The sequence below is a fragment of the Pseudomonas sp. RIT623 genome, from assembly GCF_004519305.1.
Classification (GTDB): domain Bacteria; phylum Pseudomonadota; class Gammaproteobacteria; order Pseudomonadales; family Pseudomonadaceae; genus Aquipseudomonas.
In genome coordinates this window covers 80327-97043 of record NZ_SOZA01000008.1, presented here as the reverse complement: position 1 = coordinate 97043, position 16717 = coordinate 80327, and the positions used below count along the sequence as shown (strand labels likewise).

13 protein-coding genes are annotated in these 16717 nt (G+C 64.0%); 9 read left to right on the top strand and 4 right to left on the bottom strand.

Annotation, left to right across the window (positions count from 1 at the left end):
• Positions 1-60: 60 nt before the first annotated feature.
• Positions 61-948, bottom strand: a complete 888-nt coding sequence (locus E3U47_RS08225; protein WP_134690642.1) for a phytanoyl-CoA dioxygenase family protein — start codon at positions 946-948, stop codon at positions 61-63.
• A gap of 320 nt (positions 949-1268) precedes the next feature.
• On the opposite strand from E3U47_RS08225, the gene E3U47_RS08220 reads away from it, so the two are divergent.
• From E3U47_RS08220 to E3U47_RS08180, 9 genes are all read left to right on the top strand, one after another.
• Positions 1269-1850 (top strand): TetR/AcrR family transcriptional regulator, encoded by a 582-nt coding sequence (locus E3U47_RS08220; RefSeq protein ID WP_102682332.1) that lies wholly within the window; start codon positions 1269-1271, stop codon positions 1848-1850.
• A gap of 261 nt (positions 1851-2111) precedes the next feature.
• Positions 2112-3638, top strand: a complete 1527-nt coding sequence (locus E3U47_RS08215; protein ID WP_134690640.1) for an NAD(P)/FAD-dependent oxidoreductase — start codon at positions 2112-2114, stop codon at positions 3636-3638.
• Complete coding sequence (locus tag E3U47_RS08210) at positions 3635-4510, top strand: alpha/beta fold hydrolase (RefSeq protein WP_134690638.1); 876 nt, start codon at positions 3635-3637, stop codon at positions 4508-4510. Before E3U47_RS08215 ends, E3U47_RS08210 begins: the two co-directional genes overlap by 4 nt.
• 217 nt (positions 4511-4727) lie before the next feature.
• Positions 4728-5885 carry an iron-containing alcohol dehydrogenase gene (locus tag E3U47_RS08205; RefSeq protein WP_134690636.1) on the top strand — a complete coding sequence of 386 codons (1158 nt, stop codon included), beginning with the start codon at positions 4728-4730 and terminating at the stop codon, positions 5883-5885.
• 12 nt (positions 5886-5897) lie between these two features.
• Positions 5898-7229, top strand: a complete 1332-nt coding sequence (locus E3U47_RS08200) for an APC family permease (RefSeq protein ID WP_134690634.1) — start codon at positions 5898-5900, stop codon at positions 7227-7229.
• Between the two features lie 79 nt (positions 7230-7308).
• Positions 7309-8733 (top strand): gamma-aminobutyraldehyde dehydrogenase, encoded by a 1425-nt coding sequence (locus E3U47_RS08195; RefSeq protein ID WP_134690632.1) that lies wholly within the window; start codon positions 7309-7311, stop codon positions 8731-8733.
• Positions 8734-8776: 43 nt separating this feature from the next.
• Positions 8777-10030 carry an aspartate aminotransferase family protein gene (locus E3U47_RS08190; protein WP_134690630.1) on the top strand — a complete coding sequence of 418 codons (1254 nt, stop codon included), beginning with the start codon at positions 8777-8779 and terminating at the stop codon, positions 10028-10030.
• A gap of 95 nt (positions 10031-10125) precedes the next feature.
• Positions 10126-11505 carry an aspartate aminotransferase family protein gene (locus tag E3U47_RS08185; RefSeq protein ID WP_134690628.1) on the top strand — a complete coding sequence of 460 codons (1380 nt, stop codon included), beginning with the start codon at positions 10126-10128 and terminating at the stop codon, positions 11503-11505.
• 109 nt (positions 11506-11614) lie between these two features.
• On the top strand, positions 11615-12481 hold the full coding sequence (locus E3U47_RS08180) for an NAD(P)-binding domain-containing protein (protein ID WP_256660247.1): 867 nt from the start codon (positions 11615-11617) through the stop codon (positions 12479-12481).
• Between the two features lie 255 nt (positions 12482-12736).
• Here E3U47_RS08180 and E3U47_RS08170 read toward each other — a convergent pair whose 3' ends face one another.
• The 3 genes from E3U47_RS08170 to E3U47_RS08160 form a co-directional block, all read right to left on the bottom strand.
• Complete coding sequence (locus tag E3U47_RS08170) at positions 12737-13786, bottom strand: AraC family transcriptional regulator (RefSeq protein WP_134690624.1); 1050 nt, start codon at positions 13784-13786, stop codon at positions 12737-12739.
• Positions 13779-14816 carry an AraC family transcriptional regulator gene (locus E3U47_RS08165; protein ID WP_256660246.1) on the bottom strand — a complete coding sequence of 346 codons (1038 nt, stop codon included), beginning with the start codon at positions 14814-14816 and terminating at the stop codon, positions 13779-13781. Before E3U47_RS08165 ends, E3U47_RS08170 begins: the two co-directional genes overlap by 8 nt.
• 139 nt (positions 14817-14955) lie before the next feature.
• Positions 14956-16611, bottom strand: coding sequence for a long-chain-fatty-acid--CoA ligase (locus E3U47_RS08160; RefSeq protein ID WP_134690622.1), 1656 nt, complete (start codon positions 16609-16611; stop codon positions 14956-14958).
• Positions 16612-16717: the final 106 nt, after the last annotated feature.

The following is a 16717-nucleotide window of genomic DNA, read 5'->3' as shown; positions in this document are numbered from 1 at the left end:
TGACTCCCAGCATACCGGCCATTGCGTCCATACGAAGCGGCCCAGAACTGTTCGCAACTGTCAGAACCCTTTTCCAGGCTCGGAGAATGCCGGCATGTTCAGGAGCTCTTGCGGGTCGCGCATCTGGCCATCGATTTCCACCCAGCCGAGCAATGTGGAGCTGGCGCTCCAGCCCAACAGACGTTGCATTTCTGCCGGGAGCTGGCGAACGCGCTCGATGGGAATGGACAGGAAGTGGTTCTCTTCCAGACGCAGGAAGGCCAGGTCATAAGCCATGGTCAGGCCGGTGCGCGGGGCTGCGGAGGTATTGGCGCCACCACCGTGGTACACCGAGCCCATCCACAGCAATGCGGAACCTGCCGGCATTTGCGCGGCGACGGTTTCTTCCTGGGTCGGCATGCGCTCGTCATCCCACAGATGGCTACCGGGTATGACACGGGTCGCACCGTTCTCTTCGGTGAAATCGGAAATCGCCAGCATCATTTGTAGCCGCGCCTCACGCCCGAACTGGGGGTGGCGCCACAACGAAGTGGCATCGTCACGGTGCAGGGGCTGCAGGCCTTGACCCGGGCCGATCTGAATGGCCTGGGTGATGCTCAGCTGGATATCGGGGGCCATCTCGATACGGTCACTGCCTACCCAGACGTGGGTGGGAGTTTGCAGGATCTGCCTGGCCACGCCGAGGAACAGCGGGTTCATCGCTACTTCGACAGCCGTGTCGCTACGCCCGATGATCCGCGCGACACGCCGGGTCTGGGTGCCCGCGAAATAGGGATCGACGCCGCAAGGGGTGACATTCAGGTAGCTGTCCAGTTCGTTGCGCAGGGCGTTCAGCGTGGCCGGCGAGACCAGGTCGGAAATGATGACCCCACCGTCACGCCGAATGATCTCCACCACTTGCTCGACCGATGCATCGCTGCCGAGCGTCGAGAGCGTTCGTGTATCCATCTGCTTTGTACCTGTCTGGTTTTGTCATTGTTCTGATCCAGCAAAGCTGGGCAACGTGGCTCAACCCGCCAGTGCCGACCAGGCCATCCCCTTCCCTGCGGTACTTGCGCAGTGCGGTGGTGCCTGGGTGTGAAAATCATCATCACCGAACATGGTCATTTGATCAAGTCGTTTGATTTAACTATTTTTCATGCTGTTTCATGTTCCTTTGCGCAGGCGTGCTTCGACGCATGGATCGAGGCACCACCTTGCGATAGCATTCGTCACCGTCGACGCCGGACCAAAAGGCCGGCGACAACATCGAAAAGGGAGAACGCTCTATGGCTCGAATTGGCGCAGAAGAGCGCAGGCAGGATTTCATCGAGGCCACCGTGAAGGTGATCGCGGAACATGGGGTGGCCAACGCCACGACGCGGCGTATCGCAGCGGCGGCAGACTCTCCGTTGGCTTCGTTGCACTATGTCTTCCACACCAAGGACGAGTTGTTCTATGCCGTCTACGAATCCTTGATCAACCTGCCGCAGCAATCGCTGCAGCACGTGCCGGCGGGTGCCACGGCAGCTGAATCGGTGGGCGAAATGTTGCGCCAGCTGGTCAACTGGTTCACCGCCCACCCGGAAATGGCCACCACGCAGTTCGAACTGTTTTGCTGGAACCTGCGCAACAACCCCGAAATGGCGACAAAGATCTACGCCGTGTCCATCGACGCGGCCCAGCAGGCCATCGCCAAGGTTACCGGTTCGGCGCTGGACCAAGCCGCGGTGGCCACCGTCAGCCGCTTGCTGATCAACCTGTTCGACGGCCTGATGCTGGCCTGGTCCGCCCACGGCGACCGTGCGCGCCTCGAAAGCGAAACCGAGACCGCCTGCCAGGCGGTCAAGCTGCTGGTGGCCAGTTACTGAGACGCCTTTTGGATTGCCGGGCTGCGCCGCCGCACGGCAATCCGCATCTCCCAGGTGGACGCACCTCGCCCACTCCTCCCCGCCGCCCTGAGCTTGTCCGTCAACCGGTGTGCTGACCGGCGAATCGTGAAGGTGCAAATCATCTCAAAACGATGACGAACCGGTGCATTTTGCACCTTGCTCCGCACAATCGGCCACCTTATTCTGGTCAAATGATCAAGTCAAAAGATCAGTCTCTATAACACTACAATAGGAGGCGACATGTCCTCGCACACTGCTCTTGCGGTTGAGCCGCTCGACATTTTGATCATGGGAGCCGGTGTGTCTGGCATCGGCGCGGCGGCCTACCTGCGACGTCATCAACCCGACAAGACCTTCGCGATTCTCGAGTCCCGCGAACGCATGGGCGGCACCTGGGATTTGTTCCGCTACCCCGGCATCCGCTCCGACTCGGACCTCTACACCTTCGGTTTCGACTTCAAGCCCTGGACCAAGGCGAAATCCCTGGCCGATGCCGCGGATATTCTCGAGTACCTGCGCGAAGCCATAGACGAGTACCAGCTAGAGCCGTTCATCCAGTACCAGCAGAAAGTCGTCTCGGCCAACTGGCAAAGCGACAGGGGCCTGTGGGCAGTGCGCATCGAGGAAGGCCAGGCGGCTCAGGTGCGTACGCTCGAATGCCGCTGGCTGTTCAGCGCGGGTGGCTACTATCGCTATGACCAGGGCTTTACCCCCCGCTTTGAGGGTAGCGAGCAGTTCAAAGGACAGATCGTTCACCCGCAACACTGGCCGGAGAACCTCGACTATGCGGGCAAGCGGGTGGTCGTCATCGGCAGTGGCGCGACCGCGGTGACGCTGATTCCGGCCATGGCGGACAAGGTCGCCAGCATCACCATGCTGCAGCGCACGCCTTCCTACATCATCAATCAGCCGGCCAATGACGGGGTTGCCGCGTTCCTGCGCAAGGTGCTGCCGGCGCAAACCGCCTACTCCCTGACGCGCTACAAGAACGCCAAGATCACCCTGGCGTTCTGGGGCTTCTGCCAGCGTTTCCCCAAGCTTTCGAAAAAACTGCTGCTGTGGCTGACCCGCAAGGAGTTGCCGAAAGACTACCCGGTCGACGTGCACTTCAACCCACCCTACAACCCTTGGGACCAGCGTCTGTGTTCGGTGCCCGAGGGCGACCTGTTCAAAGCCATCAGTGCCGGCAAGGCCGACATCGTCACCGACCATATCGAGCGCTTCACCGAGTCCGGCGTATTGCTCAAATCAGGTAGGACGCTGGAGGCCGACATCATCGTCACGGCCACCGGGCTCAACGTACAAATGTTCGGTGGCATCACCCTGCACAAGGACGGCAAGCCGGTGGTGCTTAGCGAGACCCTGTCCTACAAAGGCATGATGCTCTCCGGCGTGCCCAACTTCGCCTTCGCGGTGGGCTATACCAACTCGTCCTGGACCTTGAAGGTCTGCCTGCTGTGCGACCACTTCTGCCGCCTGCTCGGTTTCATGGCGCGCGAAGGCTACAACGTCTGCGAACCGAAGGCGCCGGCCGGCATCGAAACCCGTCCTCTGCTGGACTTTGGTGCCGGCTATGTGCAGCGCGCGCTCGACAGCATGCCGCGCCAGGGGCCGTGTGAACCCTGGGTGATGTCGATGGACTACTTCCGCGATATCAAACTGCTGCGCCGCGGCACAGTGGCGGAAAAGTGCCTCAGCTTCAGCAGCGTGCCGAACGTGCCGGTGCATGCCGGCGTCGAACTGCAACAGCCAGGTAGCCGCCGATGAGCCGTGATCGCTTCTGCGAGCTACCGGGCAAGGGCAAGCTCTGCTATCGCAGCCATGGTGTCGAGGGTGCCCCGGCGGTCCTGCTCATCGTCGGCCTCGGGCTGCAGCTGACCTACTGGCCGCAAGCGCTCATCGCCGGGCTGGTCGCGCAAGGGTTGCGGGTCATCACGCTGGACAACCGTGACTCGGGCAGGTCGTTCTTCACCGACGTGGCGCCCCCCACCACCCTGCAGCAGTTCCTGCGCAAGCGCACCGCAGGCTATGACCTGGGCGACATGGCCAACGACGTCATCGGCTTGATGGACGACTTGCAACTGGAGGCAGCGCATGTCGTGGGGATGTCTATGGGCGGCATGATCGCCCAGACCCTCGCCGCGCGTTACCCGCAACGGGTCAGGACCCTCACGTCGATCTTTTCCACCACAGGCTCACTGCGCGTCGGCCAACCTGCGCTCAAGGCCCTTCTGCAGTTGCTGCGCCGCCCGCCGCGCAGCGAGCAGGAAAGCGTTCGCGACTACGTGGACATCATGCGCCTGATCGGCTCGACCCTCGAGTGGAACGAGCCTGCCTTGCGTGAGTATGCCCAGCTGGCTTGGCAGCGAGGCGGTGGCGAGGCCAGCAACCTCGGTACTGCCAGGCAGATCGGCGCGATCATCAACTCCGCCGACCGCACCGAGGAGCTGCAGCGGATTCGTTGCCGCACCCTGGTCATCCATGGGGAAAAAGACCTCATGGTCGCCACCAGCGGCGGCTACGCCACGGCGGCGGCGATCCGTGGCTCCAGCCTGGTGTTGCTGCCCGGGATGGGGCATGACTTTCCGGCTTGCCTGTCCACCACGCTGCTGTCCCTGCTGACGGGGCACATGCGTTAACAACACTTTCTTTAGGGGCGTGCAGCTTGGCCGCCCCTCTTTTTATTCCACTGGAGATCCTTAGCGGCACCTTGCAACACCACCCAAAACAACAACATACCGGCTTGCGCCAGAGCGCCAGGCCACACATCACACGCCTGAGCGGTCGACCGCGACCAGGCGCGGGTGCTCCTCCACTGCCCTTTCGACAATGACAACAATTGAGCAAGAGGTACGTATGGAATTCAAGTTCTTACTCCCCAGCAAGATCGTGATGGAACCTGGCCTGCGCGAGCGCACCGGTGAACATCTTCAGGGCCTCGGCCTGGCACGGGTGCTGATCGTGACCGATGCCGGGGTCAAGGCCGCCGGCCTGCTGGACAGCGTCTTTGCCAGCCTGGACAAGGCAGGTATCGCCTACGAGGAAGTCGCGGACATCAAGGCCAACCCGCGCAGCGAAGACATCAACCGCACCGCGCAGCAGTATCGTGGCAAAGGCATCGACGGCCTGCTGGCGGTGGGCGGCGGCAGCGCGATGGACGCGGCCAAGGCCATCAGCCTGCTGCTCACCCACGAGGGTCGGATCGAGGACTACGAAGGGTCGTTCACCCTCAAGCACGCCATACCGCCGATCGTCGCCATCCCGACGACCGCGGGCACCGGCAGCGAAGTGACCTGCTTCTCGGTGATCACCGACACTGCCCGTCATTTCAAGATGAGCGTCCATGATTACCGCGTCGGCCCCGTATTGGCGCTGCTTGACTCCCGTATCCTCGACACCCTGCCCGCGTCGATTGCCGCCGCCACCGGCATGGATGCCCTGACCCACGCCATCGAGGCGTACACCTGCCGCGTTTCAAACCCGATCAGCGATGGCCTGGCACTACATGCCATCCGCCTGATCAGCCAGCACCTCAAGGCGGTCGTACTGGAGCCAGACAATCAAGAGGCGCGCGAGCAAATGTTGGTGGCGAGCCTGATCGCCGGCATGGCATTCGGCAACGCTGACGTCGGCAGCGTGCACTGCATCTCCGAGTCAATTGGCGGCATGTACGACACCCCGCACGGCGTTGGCAACGCGATCTTCCTGCCCTTCGTCTTTGGCCACAACCGCGATGCCGACATCCTGCGCCACGCCCAGGTGGCCTACGCCCTGGGGATCGACCCGACGCTGGCACCGGCCGCCGCCGCCGAGGCCGCCGTGGGCCACCTGTTCCAGATGAGCAAGGACCTGGGCATCCCCTCCTTCGCCGAGGTCAAGGGCGTGCGCAAGGAGGACTTCCAGGCCATTGCCGAAAAATCCAAGCTGAACTTCTCCGACGCCAGCAATGCCAAGGCGATGTCCGTCGAGGCCTATCACGACATCATCACCACCGCTTACCACTTCGTCGCGTAGGAGGGCTGCGTCATGAGTCACTCAACCTCCAGCGCCTCGTTGAGGCGCACCCTGGGGCCGTTCTCGGTGCTGCTGTTCGGCCTGGCGTTCCTTGCCCCGCTGATCGTCTTCGGCACCTACGGCGTGATCACCCAGGCCAGCGGCAACACCACGGCGATGGCCTACCTGATCGCGGCGACCGGCGTGGTGTTCACGGCATTGAGCTACGGGCGGCTGGTCAGGGTATTCCCGGTAGCCGGCTCGGCCTACACCTATACCCGCAAGATGCTCAACGCCAATCTCGGGTTCATGGTGGGCTGGGCCGCCCTGCTGGATTACTTCTTCATCCCGATGCTGATCTGGCTGCTCGGCGCCAGCTACCTCAACATGGCCTTTGCAGAGGTCCCGCAGTGGGTGTGGATCAGCGGCTTCATCGTCTGCACGTCACTGCTCAATGTCCTCGGCATCCAGGTCGCCAACCGCTTCAACGTGCTGCTGATGGTGGCGCAACTGGCGATCATCGTCGTGTTCCTTGGCCTGTGCGTGCACTACATCGTGGCAGCCAACGGCCCTGGCGGGTTGCTTTCGGCCAAGCCGTTCTTCAACCAGGACGTGCCCTTCGCCACCAGCATGGCCGGCGCTGCCATTGCCGCCTACTCGTTCCTGGGCTTCGACGCGCTGTCCACGCTGAGCGAGGAAACCCGCGATCCGGGCCGGACGCTGCCACGCGCCATCCTGCTGGTCGCGTTGATCGGCGGCTCGGTCTACGTCGGTTCCTCGTACTTCATGTACCTGGCCCATCCCTCCCCCAGCTTCGAGCAGGTGGACGGGGCCGCCTTCGAGATCGCCCGGATGATCGGCGGTGACCTGTTCTTCGCCGTGGTGCTGGCGGGGATCATCATCGCCCACTTCGCCGCGGGCATGTCGTTCCAGGCCAGCGTGGGGCGGCTGCTCTACGCCCTTGGCCGGGACAACCAGCTGCCGCGCAAGGTGTTCGGTGTCCTGCATCCGCGCTTCAAGACCCCGGCCTTCAACATCCTGCTCTGCGGCGTTTTCGGCACGGCCGGTTTTGCCTTGACGATTGCCACCGCGACGTCGCTGGTCAACTTCGGCGCGTTTGTCGCCTTCACCGCCGTCAACCTGTGCGCATTGCGGCTCACCCTCGATGCCCGGGTCAAGGACGGTGCCGGCCTGCTGCGCGGCGTGCTGTTCCCGCTCATCGGCCTGGTCACCGCCGGGTGGATGCTGATCAGCCTGGATAAAGACGCGCTGATCATGGGCAGTTGCTGGCTCGGCCTGGGGCTGGTCTACCTCGCATGCCGCACCAGCTTCTTCCGCAGCCCCGTCCCTGAGGCATTGGTATAGCGACCCCGTTTCAATCGAATGCTCTGACGACAATCACAAGGCCGGCCATTGGCCGCGCCGTTAAATGGCGAGAATCGACATGCAAAGCAAACTTCTGATCAATGGTGCCCTGGTAGCCGGCGAAGGCGACGAGCTGGCCGTGTACAACCCCTCCCTGGGCAGCGTCCTGGTACAAACCACCGAGGCCAGCCAAGCCCAGGTCGAGGCTGCGGTGCAAAGTGCCGATGCGGCCTTCGAAGCCTGGTCGCAAACCCCGCCCAAGGACCGCGCGGCGCTGCTGCTCAAGCTCGCCGACAGCATCGATGCCCAGGCACCGGAGTTCGCCCGCCTGGAAGCCGACAACTGCGGCAAGCCCTACACCGCCGTGCTGCAGGACGAGCTGCCGGCAGTGTCGGACGTGTTCCGCTTCTTCGCCGGCGCCGTGCGCTGCCTGCAAGGCTCGGCCGGGGGCGAGTACATCCCGGGGCACACCTCGATGATTCGTCGCGATGCGGTCGGCGTGGTCGCCTCCATCGCGCCGTGGAACTACCCCTTGCTGATGGCGGCCTGGAAACTCGGCCCGGCCTTGGCCGGCGGTAACACCGTGGTGCTGAAACCTTCGGAACACACGCCGATGACCACCCTGAAACTGGGTGAACTGCTGGCCGAGATCTTCCCTGCCGGCGTGGTCAACATCGTCCATGGGCGAGGCGCCTCGGTGGGTGAGCCGCTGACCAGCCACGCCAAGGTGCGCATGGTGTCGCTGACCGGCTCCGTGCGCACCGGCAGCCGGATCATCGAGGGCACCGCCGACAGCGTCAAACGCATGCACATGGAACTGGGCGGCAAGGCCCCCGTGCTGATCTTCGACGATGCCGATATCGACGCGGCCGTCGAAGGCATTCGTGCCTTTGGCTTCTACAACGCAGGCCAGGACTGTACCGCCGCCTGCCGCCTGTATGTGCAGAAGTCGGTCTACCCGGAGTTCGTGCGCAAGCTCGGTGAGGCCGTGGCCAGCATCAAGTGCGGGCTGCAGGATGATCCCTCGACCGAGATGGGGCCGCTGATCACCGAAGAGCACCTGGGCCGCGTCGAGGGCTTCGTCAAGCGTGCCCGGGAAGTGCCTCATATCGAAGTCGTCACCGGTGGCAAGCGCGCCGCAGGTAGCGGGTTCTTCTTCGAACCGACGGTCCTGGCCGGTGCCCGTCAGGACGACGAGGTGGTATGCCGGGAGATCTTCGGCCCGGTGGTGACGGTCTCGTCGTTCGAGGACGAAGCCCAGGCGCTGGCCTGGGCCAATGACTCCGACTACGGCCTGGCCTCTTCGGTGTGGACCGCCGATGTCGGCCGCGCCCATCGCCTGGCTGCGCGCCTGCAATACGGCTGCACCTGGGTCAATACCCATTTCATGCTGGTGAGCGAGATGCCCCATGGCGGCGTGAAGCTGTCCGGTTATGGCAAGGACCTGTCCATGTATGGCCTGGAAGACTACACCGTGGTGCGCCACGTGATGTTCAAGCACTGATAGCGCCAAGCAAATGTTGCCCGATCACTTCAAGAGGTTATGCATGAACAACATCGAGACATTCGAACGGCTCGAGTCCAACGTGCGGATGTATTGCCGCGACCTGCCGCTGGTCTTCGATACCGCCCAGGGCAGCAAGATCCGCGGCGAGGATGGCCGCGAGTACCTGGACTTCTTCGCCGGCGCCGGTGCCCTGAACTACGGCCACAACGACCCGCGCATGCGCGATGCGCTGATCGCGTACCTGTCGGCCAACGGCGTGACCCATGCCCTGGACCTGCACACCACCACCAAGCGCCAGTTCCTCGAGGCGCTGGAACGCGACCTGCTCAAGCCGCGCGGCTGGGACTACAAGGTGCAGTTCACCGGCCCGACCGGCGCCGATGCCGTCGAGGCGGCATTGAAGCTGGCGCGCAAAGCGACCGGGCGGAGCAAGATCGTGTCGTTCTATGGTGCCTACCACGGCATGACGGCCGGTGCGCTGGCCGTTACCGGCAACCGCACCCGGCGCGGCCCGGGGCTGTCCACCGACGTGGTGTTTGTGCCCTACGAAGACAGCCCTTACGGTGAGTTCGACAGCATCGGCTTCCTCGAGCGCCTGGCCAACGACCAGGGCAGCGGCTCGGAATTGCCGGCGGCGGTGATCGTCGAATCCGTGCAGATCCAGGCCGGCGTGTACGTCGCTTCCAACCAATGGTTGCAGCGCCTGCGCCAGTGGACCCGGGCGCACGGGGTATTGCTGATCTGCGACGAGATCCAGGCTGGCTGCGGCCGCACCGGTGACTTCTTCGGCTTCGAGCGCTCCGGGGTGGTCCCTGACCTGATTACCTGCGCCAAATCGATCGGTGGCTATGGCCTGCCCATGGCCATCGTGTTGATCGGCGCCGGGCTGGATGTCTGGGAGCCGGGCGATCATATCGGCACCTTCCGCGGTAACCAGTTGGCGTTCCTCACCGCCCAGATCGCCCTCGGCTATTGGCGCGACGAGCAGTTCCTGAAGGTGCTGGCCGCCAACTGCACGGCCATGGAACGCGCGGTCGCCGGCTACGCCGAGATTCCAGGGGTCGCCTCCGCGCGGTGCCGCGGCATGATCGCCGGCATCGATTTCGGTCGCGGCAACGTGGCCTCGGCCAAGGATGCCCAACAGCGTGTGCTGCAGGCGGGCGTGCTGGTCGACCGCTGCGGGCCGAACGGCGAGATCATCAAGCTGATGCCACCGGTGAACACCCCGACCGAGCAACTCGAACAGGGTCTCAAGGCGTTCGGCGAGGCGGTCGCGGCAGCGCTTGGTCAGTAACTGCAGGATCTTGCCGTGCGCCCCGTGGCGATCCGCGGGGCGCAGGCAACTTGCTCACTTGCGGGCGATCAGTGCCTGCGACAGGACATGAACCAATGAACACGTTCACTGCAACCGCGCGCAACGATCTGGCAGCACTCATTCACCCCAACACCAACCTGGCCCAGCATCAGCAAATCGGGCCATTGGTCATCACCGCAGGCGACGGTGCGCGGGTCTTCGACGAACAGGGCAATGCCTATATCGAGGCCATGTCGGGCCTGTGGAGCGTTGCCCTGGGCTTCAGCGAACAGCGCCTGGTCGACGCCGCCGTCGAGCAGCTCAGGCAACTGCCCTACTACCACAGCTTCAGCCACAAGACCAACGCCCCGGCCGCGGCGCTCGCCGCGAAGCTGGCGGAGCTTGCGCCCGGCGACCTGAACCATGTGTTCTTCACCAACTCCGGGTCCGAGGCCAACGACTCGGTGGTGAAGATGGTCTGGTACGTGAACAACGCACTGGGCAAGCCCGCCAAGAAGAAGTTCATCTCCCGCCAGCAGGCCTATCACGGCGCCACCGTCGCCTGCGCCAGCTTGAGCGGCATCCCGTCGATGCACCGTGATTTCGATCTGCCGGCCATCCCGGTGCACCACCTGACCTGCCCGAACTTCTATCGATTCGCCCGGCCAGGCGAGACCGAGGAAGCCTTTTCGGCGCGCCTGGCGGACGAGCTGGAGCATTACATCCTCGACGAAGGGCCGGAAACCATCGCGGCGTTCATCGGCGAACCGGTGATGGCCGCAGGCGGCGTGGTTCCTCCTCCCCAAGGCTACTGGGCAGCGATCCAGGCGGTGTGCAGACGCTACGACATCCTCGTGGTGATCGACGAGATCATCACCGGTTTCGGCAGGCTCGGGACGATGTTCGGCGCCGAGCTGTACGGTATCCAGCCCGATATCATGGTGCTGTCCAAGCAGCTCACCTCGTCCTATCAGCCCCTGGCCGCCGTGCTGGTGTCCGATGCCATCCATGACGTCCTGCTCAGCCAGAGCCAGCGTTTGGGGGCCTTCGCCCATGGCCTGACCTGCACGGGACATCCCGTCGCCACTGCGGTGGCGCTGGAAAACATCCGCATCATCGAGGAGCGCGACCTGGTGGGCCAGGTCCAGCGCCTGGCCCCTGAATTCCAGCGCCGTCTGCGCGCATTCGCCGACCATCCGCTGGTGGGCGATGTGCGCGGTGTCGGGCTGTTGGGCGCCATCGAACTGGTGGTGAACAAGGCCACCGGCCAACCGTTCGCCCAGCCCGGCACCTTGGGTGGCTATGTGTTCAAACAGGCGCACAAGCACGGGCTGATCATTCGCGCCATCTACGACACGATCGCCTTCTGTCCGCCGTTGATCTGCACCCAGGCCGATATCGAGGCGATCTTCAGCGCCTTCGAACGCACGCTGGCCGACGCGACTGAATGGGCCCGCGCACAGAACCTGTTGTAGACGACGCACCACACTAGACACCTAGAACAAAAATCATGAGGGTTGGAATGTGAGCACACAAAATGACCAGCGCTTCGACTTCGATGTATCGGTAGTCGGGCTCGGCGCCATGGGCACGATCATGGCCCATGCATTTCTCAAGCAGGGCAAACGCGTGGCGGTGTGGAACCGATCGCCTGGCAAAGCGGCGGCGCTGGTCGCCGCTGGTGCTCAGCTGTGCGACTCGGCTCACGCCGCGCTCAGCGTAAGCCCGGTCACGGTCTTCGTGCTTCTGGACGACCAGGCGACCCATGGCGTGCTTGGCATGCCGGGGATGATGGCTGCGCTCGCAGGTCGCACGGTGGTCGATTACACCACCAACGGCCGCGACGAGGGCCTGGCGCTTCAGGCGCTGGTCAACGCCGCTGGCGGCCTGTACGTCAAAGGCATGATCGTGGCCTACCCACGCAACGTCGGTCATCGCCAGAGCCATACCCTGCATACCGGCGATCGTGAGGGCTTCGAGCAGCATCGGGCGCTGCTCGAGGCGCTGGCCGGTCAAACGATGTTCCTGCCTTGGGACGAAGCACTGGCCTTTGCCAGCGTGCTCCACGCCCAGGCATTCGCCACGATGGTGGCATTCTTCGAGGCCGTGGGCGCGAGCGAGCGCTTCGGCCTGCCCGTGGCGAAGACGGCCCGGCTGCTGCTCGACACGTCACGGTTTTTCATCAGCGATGCGCTCGAGGAAGCGGTATGCCGACTCGAAGCGCAGGATTTCGCAGGCGATCAGGCCAGGCTCGATGTGCATGCCGGCGCCTTCGCCCACATCGCCCAGGCGCTGCACGCGCAAGGGGCCTGGACGCCGGTCTTCGACGCCGTGTGTGGGGTCGTGCAGCGTGCCGAAGCCATGGGCTACGGCGACCAGGACATCGTGGCGGCCACCCAGGTGTTCGCAGCGGCCAATCTTCCCGAAACGACCGCACAAAGGACCATTTAATGGCGCGCTTTATCAAGCTTTAGCCAACGCCACGGACCAGACTCGACGGTAACTACAAAAACAAAAGCTGGAGGTTCCCATGCGTATCTTTGCCTTTCTGGTGGCCAGCGTGACACTTGCCCTGTTCCTGACGGCGGTCTACGCCCCTCAGTCTTCCATAGCCAGTCGATCCGTGGCACAAACGGCACACGCGGCACACCCGATTGCGAGCATTGGCGATATATTCCGGGGTTACTAGCGAAGGGCCGACACCCTCTAGGGGCGCGTACGTCCGCGCCCCAACAGACGCGGCTGGCGCTTGATGCCGTGGGCCTTCTGCCAGCTCAACGGGCTCATCTGAAACCAGCGATGAAAGGCTCGGCGAAATCCGCTGGTGTCGGAATAGCCGAGCAGCGCGGCCAGCTCGCCGATGTTGGCCGAAGGCCTGGCAAGGTAGGCCTGGGCCATGGACTGGCGCACCTCCTCGAGCAATTGCTGGAACGTCAGCCCTTCCTGCGTCATGGCCTGACGCAACTCGTTCGGGGTCAGCGCCATGATGCTGGCCACCTTCTGCGCCGTGGCCCGCCCACTGGGCAGCAGGTGATGCAACAACTGCTTGATCTGGATGGCCAGCTCGTCGCCGGACAGCCGCTCCAGGCGCTGCATGCTCTTGACCACCAGTTGGTGCAACGCCTCATCACACAGGACACAGGGCTGCGCCAGCAGCGATGATTCGAACACCAGGGCGACACAACGCGCATTGAAGGTGGGCGAAATGCCGAGCGCCTGGGCATACAAGGCGACATCGGTACTGGGCGAATGGCTGAGCCAGAGGGCGCTGGGTAGCCAGTGCGGGCCTGCCAATGCGCGCATCAGAGCAATGCCCACGACACCGGCCAGCTCCTCTGCCTGGCGCACGCCGGGCGCGTGGGAGAGGCGAACATGATAGCTGAGTATGGTCAGGCCGTTTTCGCTGTCCAGCCCGACTTCGGCCGCACCATTGTACAGGGCGTAATGGTTGCGCAATTCCACCAGCGCATCACCGACCGTGCGCGCATTGCGCAGCAGATGGAGCAACTCACCCAACACATCGGCGGCCTGGAACTGACCATACTGCAGGCCGAACAGCGCATTGCCCGAATGCCGACTGCAGGCCTCGAGCAAAGCGCAGTATTGCTGGTAGCGGAGCAGATCGTCCTCGTCTTGAAGGCCCTGGCCCGGCAGGCCGACGTGCTTGAGCATCTGCCCCGGATCGAGCCCCTGCCCGGCGGCGAAGGCATGAAACCCGGTGAGGCTGATTGCCCGGACGAAGGGAACGTCAGCCATGTCGACCACGCCCGCTTACGGCATCGAGCGCCGGTGCCTGGCGCAGTTGACGTTTCCATTGTTGCGGGCTGAGGCCATGCCAGCGGCTGAATGCCCTGGAAAACGCGGCAAGCTGGGTGTATCCCAACAACTCCGCCACCTGCGTCAGGTTGATCGAGGCATCCCGCAGCAAGCGTGTGGCCATCGCCTGGCGGGTCCCGTCCAGCAATGCCTGGAAACTCGTGCCTTGGGTCAGCAGGTAGCGCTGCAGGCTGCGCGAGCTGATCCTCAGGTCCATGGCAATCTGTTCGACCGTGACACGTCCCTGGGGCATGCGAATGCGCATAAGCTTTTGCACGTGCATGGGCAACGCCTCCAGCGTGATATCCGCCAGCTCGTCCTGGAACTGTCGGGTCAGTTGCAGGATGCGTTGATCCTTTGCGCCAAGCCTTGCGTCCAGCAGTGAAGGGTCGAACACCCAGGCGTTTTCCGTGCTGGAAAAACGCGGCGCCACCCCCAGCAGACGCCGGTATGCCGAAGGTTCCGCCCCTGCGCCATGGCACAGCAGCAGGGCATGCGGGCGCCAGAGGTGCTTGAGCAAACTGTGCATCAGCTGCGCGCTCATTCCCATCGCCCACTCCACGGTCTGTCGCACACAGGGAAGATCCGCGTCGGTGACCTGACAGATCAAGCGTGCATTGCCGGCATGCCGCTCCAGGCGAAACTCCACTGCCGTGCCGAGCACATGGGCGTACCGGACCAATGCCCTCAGCACCTCACCGACAGTGTCCGCGCCCTGAATGGCATGCAGCAGGGTCCCCATTCCCGGCATGCCATGTTCAAGCCCGAACTGCAGCGCGAACAGGCGATTGCCCGAGCGGTGCGCAGCCAACGCCAGTAGCGCGTTGAACGGGCGGGTTTCGATTGCGCCATCGGGCTCGCCAAGGGCAAGCGAAACCTCTGCAAGCAGCGCATGAGGCTCTAGCCCCTGGGCCAGAGCGAAGTCGTCGAATCCAATTAACGCGGTACCCTGGATGTAGGACGTCATCATTGCAGGTCCGGCTGATGAATGTCGGCTCACAGGCAGGTACAGTGCCTACCTGTATTTTGGCGCATAGTGTGAAGCTTTTCCTCGGCTCGATATAGCAGACTCGAGCAGGCCGGCGGCCGACCGGGAGGGTGACCACGCATCACCCTTCCGGTCGATCGCTGGCTGCAGCGGCCGCCTGGCGAGCCCATTCGCGCAGGACGAACTTCTGGATCTTGCCGGTGGCCGTCTTGGGCAGCTCCACCAACGAGACATGCCGCGGCGCCTTGAAGTGCGCCAGGCGCTCGCGACACCAGCGGATCAGCTCTTCGCCGGTGATGCCCGCCTGGGCCTCGGCACACAGGGTGACGAAGGCATGCGGGGTTTCGCCCCAGCGCGAATCAGGCCGCGCCACCACGGCAGCCTCGAGCACCTCGGGATGCTGGTAGAGCACCTCCTCGATCTCCAGCGAACTGATGTTCTCGCCGCCGGAAATGATGATGTCCTTGGCCCGGTCCTTGATCTCCACATAGCCATCGGGGTGCAGCACGGCGAGGTCGCCCGTGTGCAGCCAGCCGCCAGCCAGGGCGCTGCGGGTGGCTTCGGGGTTGTGCAGGTAGCCTTTCATCACCGTGTTGCCGCGCACCACCAGCTCGCCCAGGGTCGCCCCGTCGGCGGGCACCGGCTGGCCACTATCGGTATCCAGCACCGTGGCTTCCTCGAGCATCGGATGGGCCACGCCCTGGCGGCTCATGAACCGCGCGCGAGCCTCCAGCGGCAGCTCGTCGACGCCTGGCTGCCACAGGCACAAGGTACTGGGGCCATAGCTTTCGGTCATGCCATAGGCGTGGGTGATGCTGAAACCGCGCGCCTCCATGGCGGCGATCACCGCGCTGGGCGGTGCGGCGCCACCAGTTATCACCGACACCGCCTGGGACGGCGCGGCGCCTGCCGGAGCATGGATCAGCATCGACATCACCACCGGTGCCGCGCTCAGGTGGGTCACGCCGTGCGCGGCGATGGCGGCGTGAATCGCCTCGGCCTGCACCTTGCGCAGGCACACATGGCTGCCGCCCGACAGGGTCACTGCCCAGGTATGGCTCCAGCCGTTGCAGTGGAACATCGGCAGGGTCCACAGGTAGACACTACGCGGGCCGAGCTGGAAGATCAGCGCCCCGGCGCAGGCATTGAGGTAGGCGCCGCGATGATGCAGCACCACGCCCTTGGGATCGCCGGTGGTGCCGGAGGTGTAGTTGATGGCGATCGACTGCCATTCGTTGTGCGGCGCGCTCAACGGCCGGTTGCCATCGCCCTGGGCCAGGAAGCTTTCGTAGTCCAGGTCCGGCGCCAGGTCGGCGCCCTCGGCCTGGGCATCATCGATGCCTACCAGCAGTGGCGGCGTGTCCAGCATCGCCAGCGCCTGGTGGACCACCGCGCCGAACTCGCAATCGCACAACAGTACCCTGGCCGCGCAATGGCGCAGGATGAACGCGATGCTGCGCGCTTCCAGGCGAATATTGATGCATACCAGCACGGCCCCGGCGCCGGGCACGCCATAGTGCGCCTCGAGCATCTCGGGGATGTTCGGCGCCAGGATCGCCACGCGCTCGCCAGGCTGCACGCCGACCCGCTCCAGGGCGCTGGCCAGGGCCCGGCTGCGCTGGTGCAACTGCTGGTAGGTGTAGCGACGGTCGCCGTACACCACTGCGTCGCGCTGCGGATAGACCTGCGCGGCGCGCTTGAGGAACGACAGCGGCGACAGCGGCACGTGGTTGGCCGCATTCGGTGCCAGTTCGTGTTCCAGGTTCGGGTTCATCATGACGGGTCCTTCGTCCATGGGCAGTTCAACGGTTGCACGCACATAACCACCTCTGTTTCTTGTTGTTCTTGACCGGCACAGCCGGTGCCATTCATCACGGGGTTTG

Excerpts from the sequence above, each read along its gene's own strand:
- E3U47_RS08225 (WP_134690642.1), bottom strand. The coding sequence starts at position 948 with ATGGATACACGAACGCTCTCGACGCTCGGCAGCGATGCATCGGTCGAG.
- E3U47_RS08200 (WP_134690634.1), top strand. The coding sequence starts at position 5,898 with ATGAGTCACTCAACCTCCAGCGCCTCGTTGAGGCGCACCCTGGGGCCG.
- E3U47_RS08160 (WP_134690622.1), bottom strand. The coding sequence starts at position 16,611 with ATGATGAACCCGAACCTGGAACACGAACTGGCACCGAATGCGGCCAAC.
- E3U47_RS08210 (WP_134690638.1), top strand. The coding sequence starts at position 3,635 with ATGAGCCGTGATCGCTTCTGCGAGCTACCGGGCAAGGGCAAGCTCTGC.
- E3U47_RS08170 (WP_134690624.1), bottom strand. The coding sequence starts at position 13,786 with ATGGCTGACGTTCCCTTCGTCCGGGCAATCAGCCTCACCGGGTTTCAT.
- E3U47_RS08195 (WP_134690632.1), top strand. The coding sequence starts at position 7,309 with ATGCAAAGCAAACTTCTGATCAATGGTGCCCTGGTAGCCGGCGAAGGC.
- E3U47_RS08215 (WP_134690640.1), top strand. The coding sequence starts at position 2,112 with ATGTCCTCGCACACTGCTCTTGCGGTTGAGCCGCTCGACATTTTGATC.
- E3U47_RS08220 (WP_102682332.1), top strand. The coding sequence starts at position 1,269 with ATGGCTCGAATTGGCGCAGAAGAGCGCAGGCAGGATTTCATCGAGGCC.
- E3U47_RS08165 (WP_256660246.1), bottom strand. The coding sequence starts at position 14,816 with ATGATGACGTCCTACATCCAGGGTACCGCGTTAATTGGATTCGACGAC.
- E3U47_RS08205 (WP_134690636.1), top strand. The coding sequence starts at position 4,728 with ATGGAATTCAAGTTCTTACTCCCCAGCAAGATCGTGATGGAACCTGGC.
- E3U47_RS08180 (WP_256660247.1), top strand. The coding sequence starts at position 11,615 with ATGGGCACGATCATGGCCCATGCATTTCTCAAGCAGGGCAAACGCGTG.
- E3U47_RS08190 (WP_134690630.1), top strand. The coding sequence starts at position 8,777 with ATGAACAACATCGAGACATTCGAACGGCTCGAGTCCAACGTGCGGATG.
- E3U47_RS08185 (WP_134690628.1), top strand. The coding sequence starts at position 10,126 with ATGAACACGTTCACTGCAACCGCGCGCAACGATCTGGCAGCACTCATT.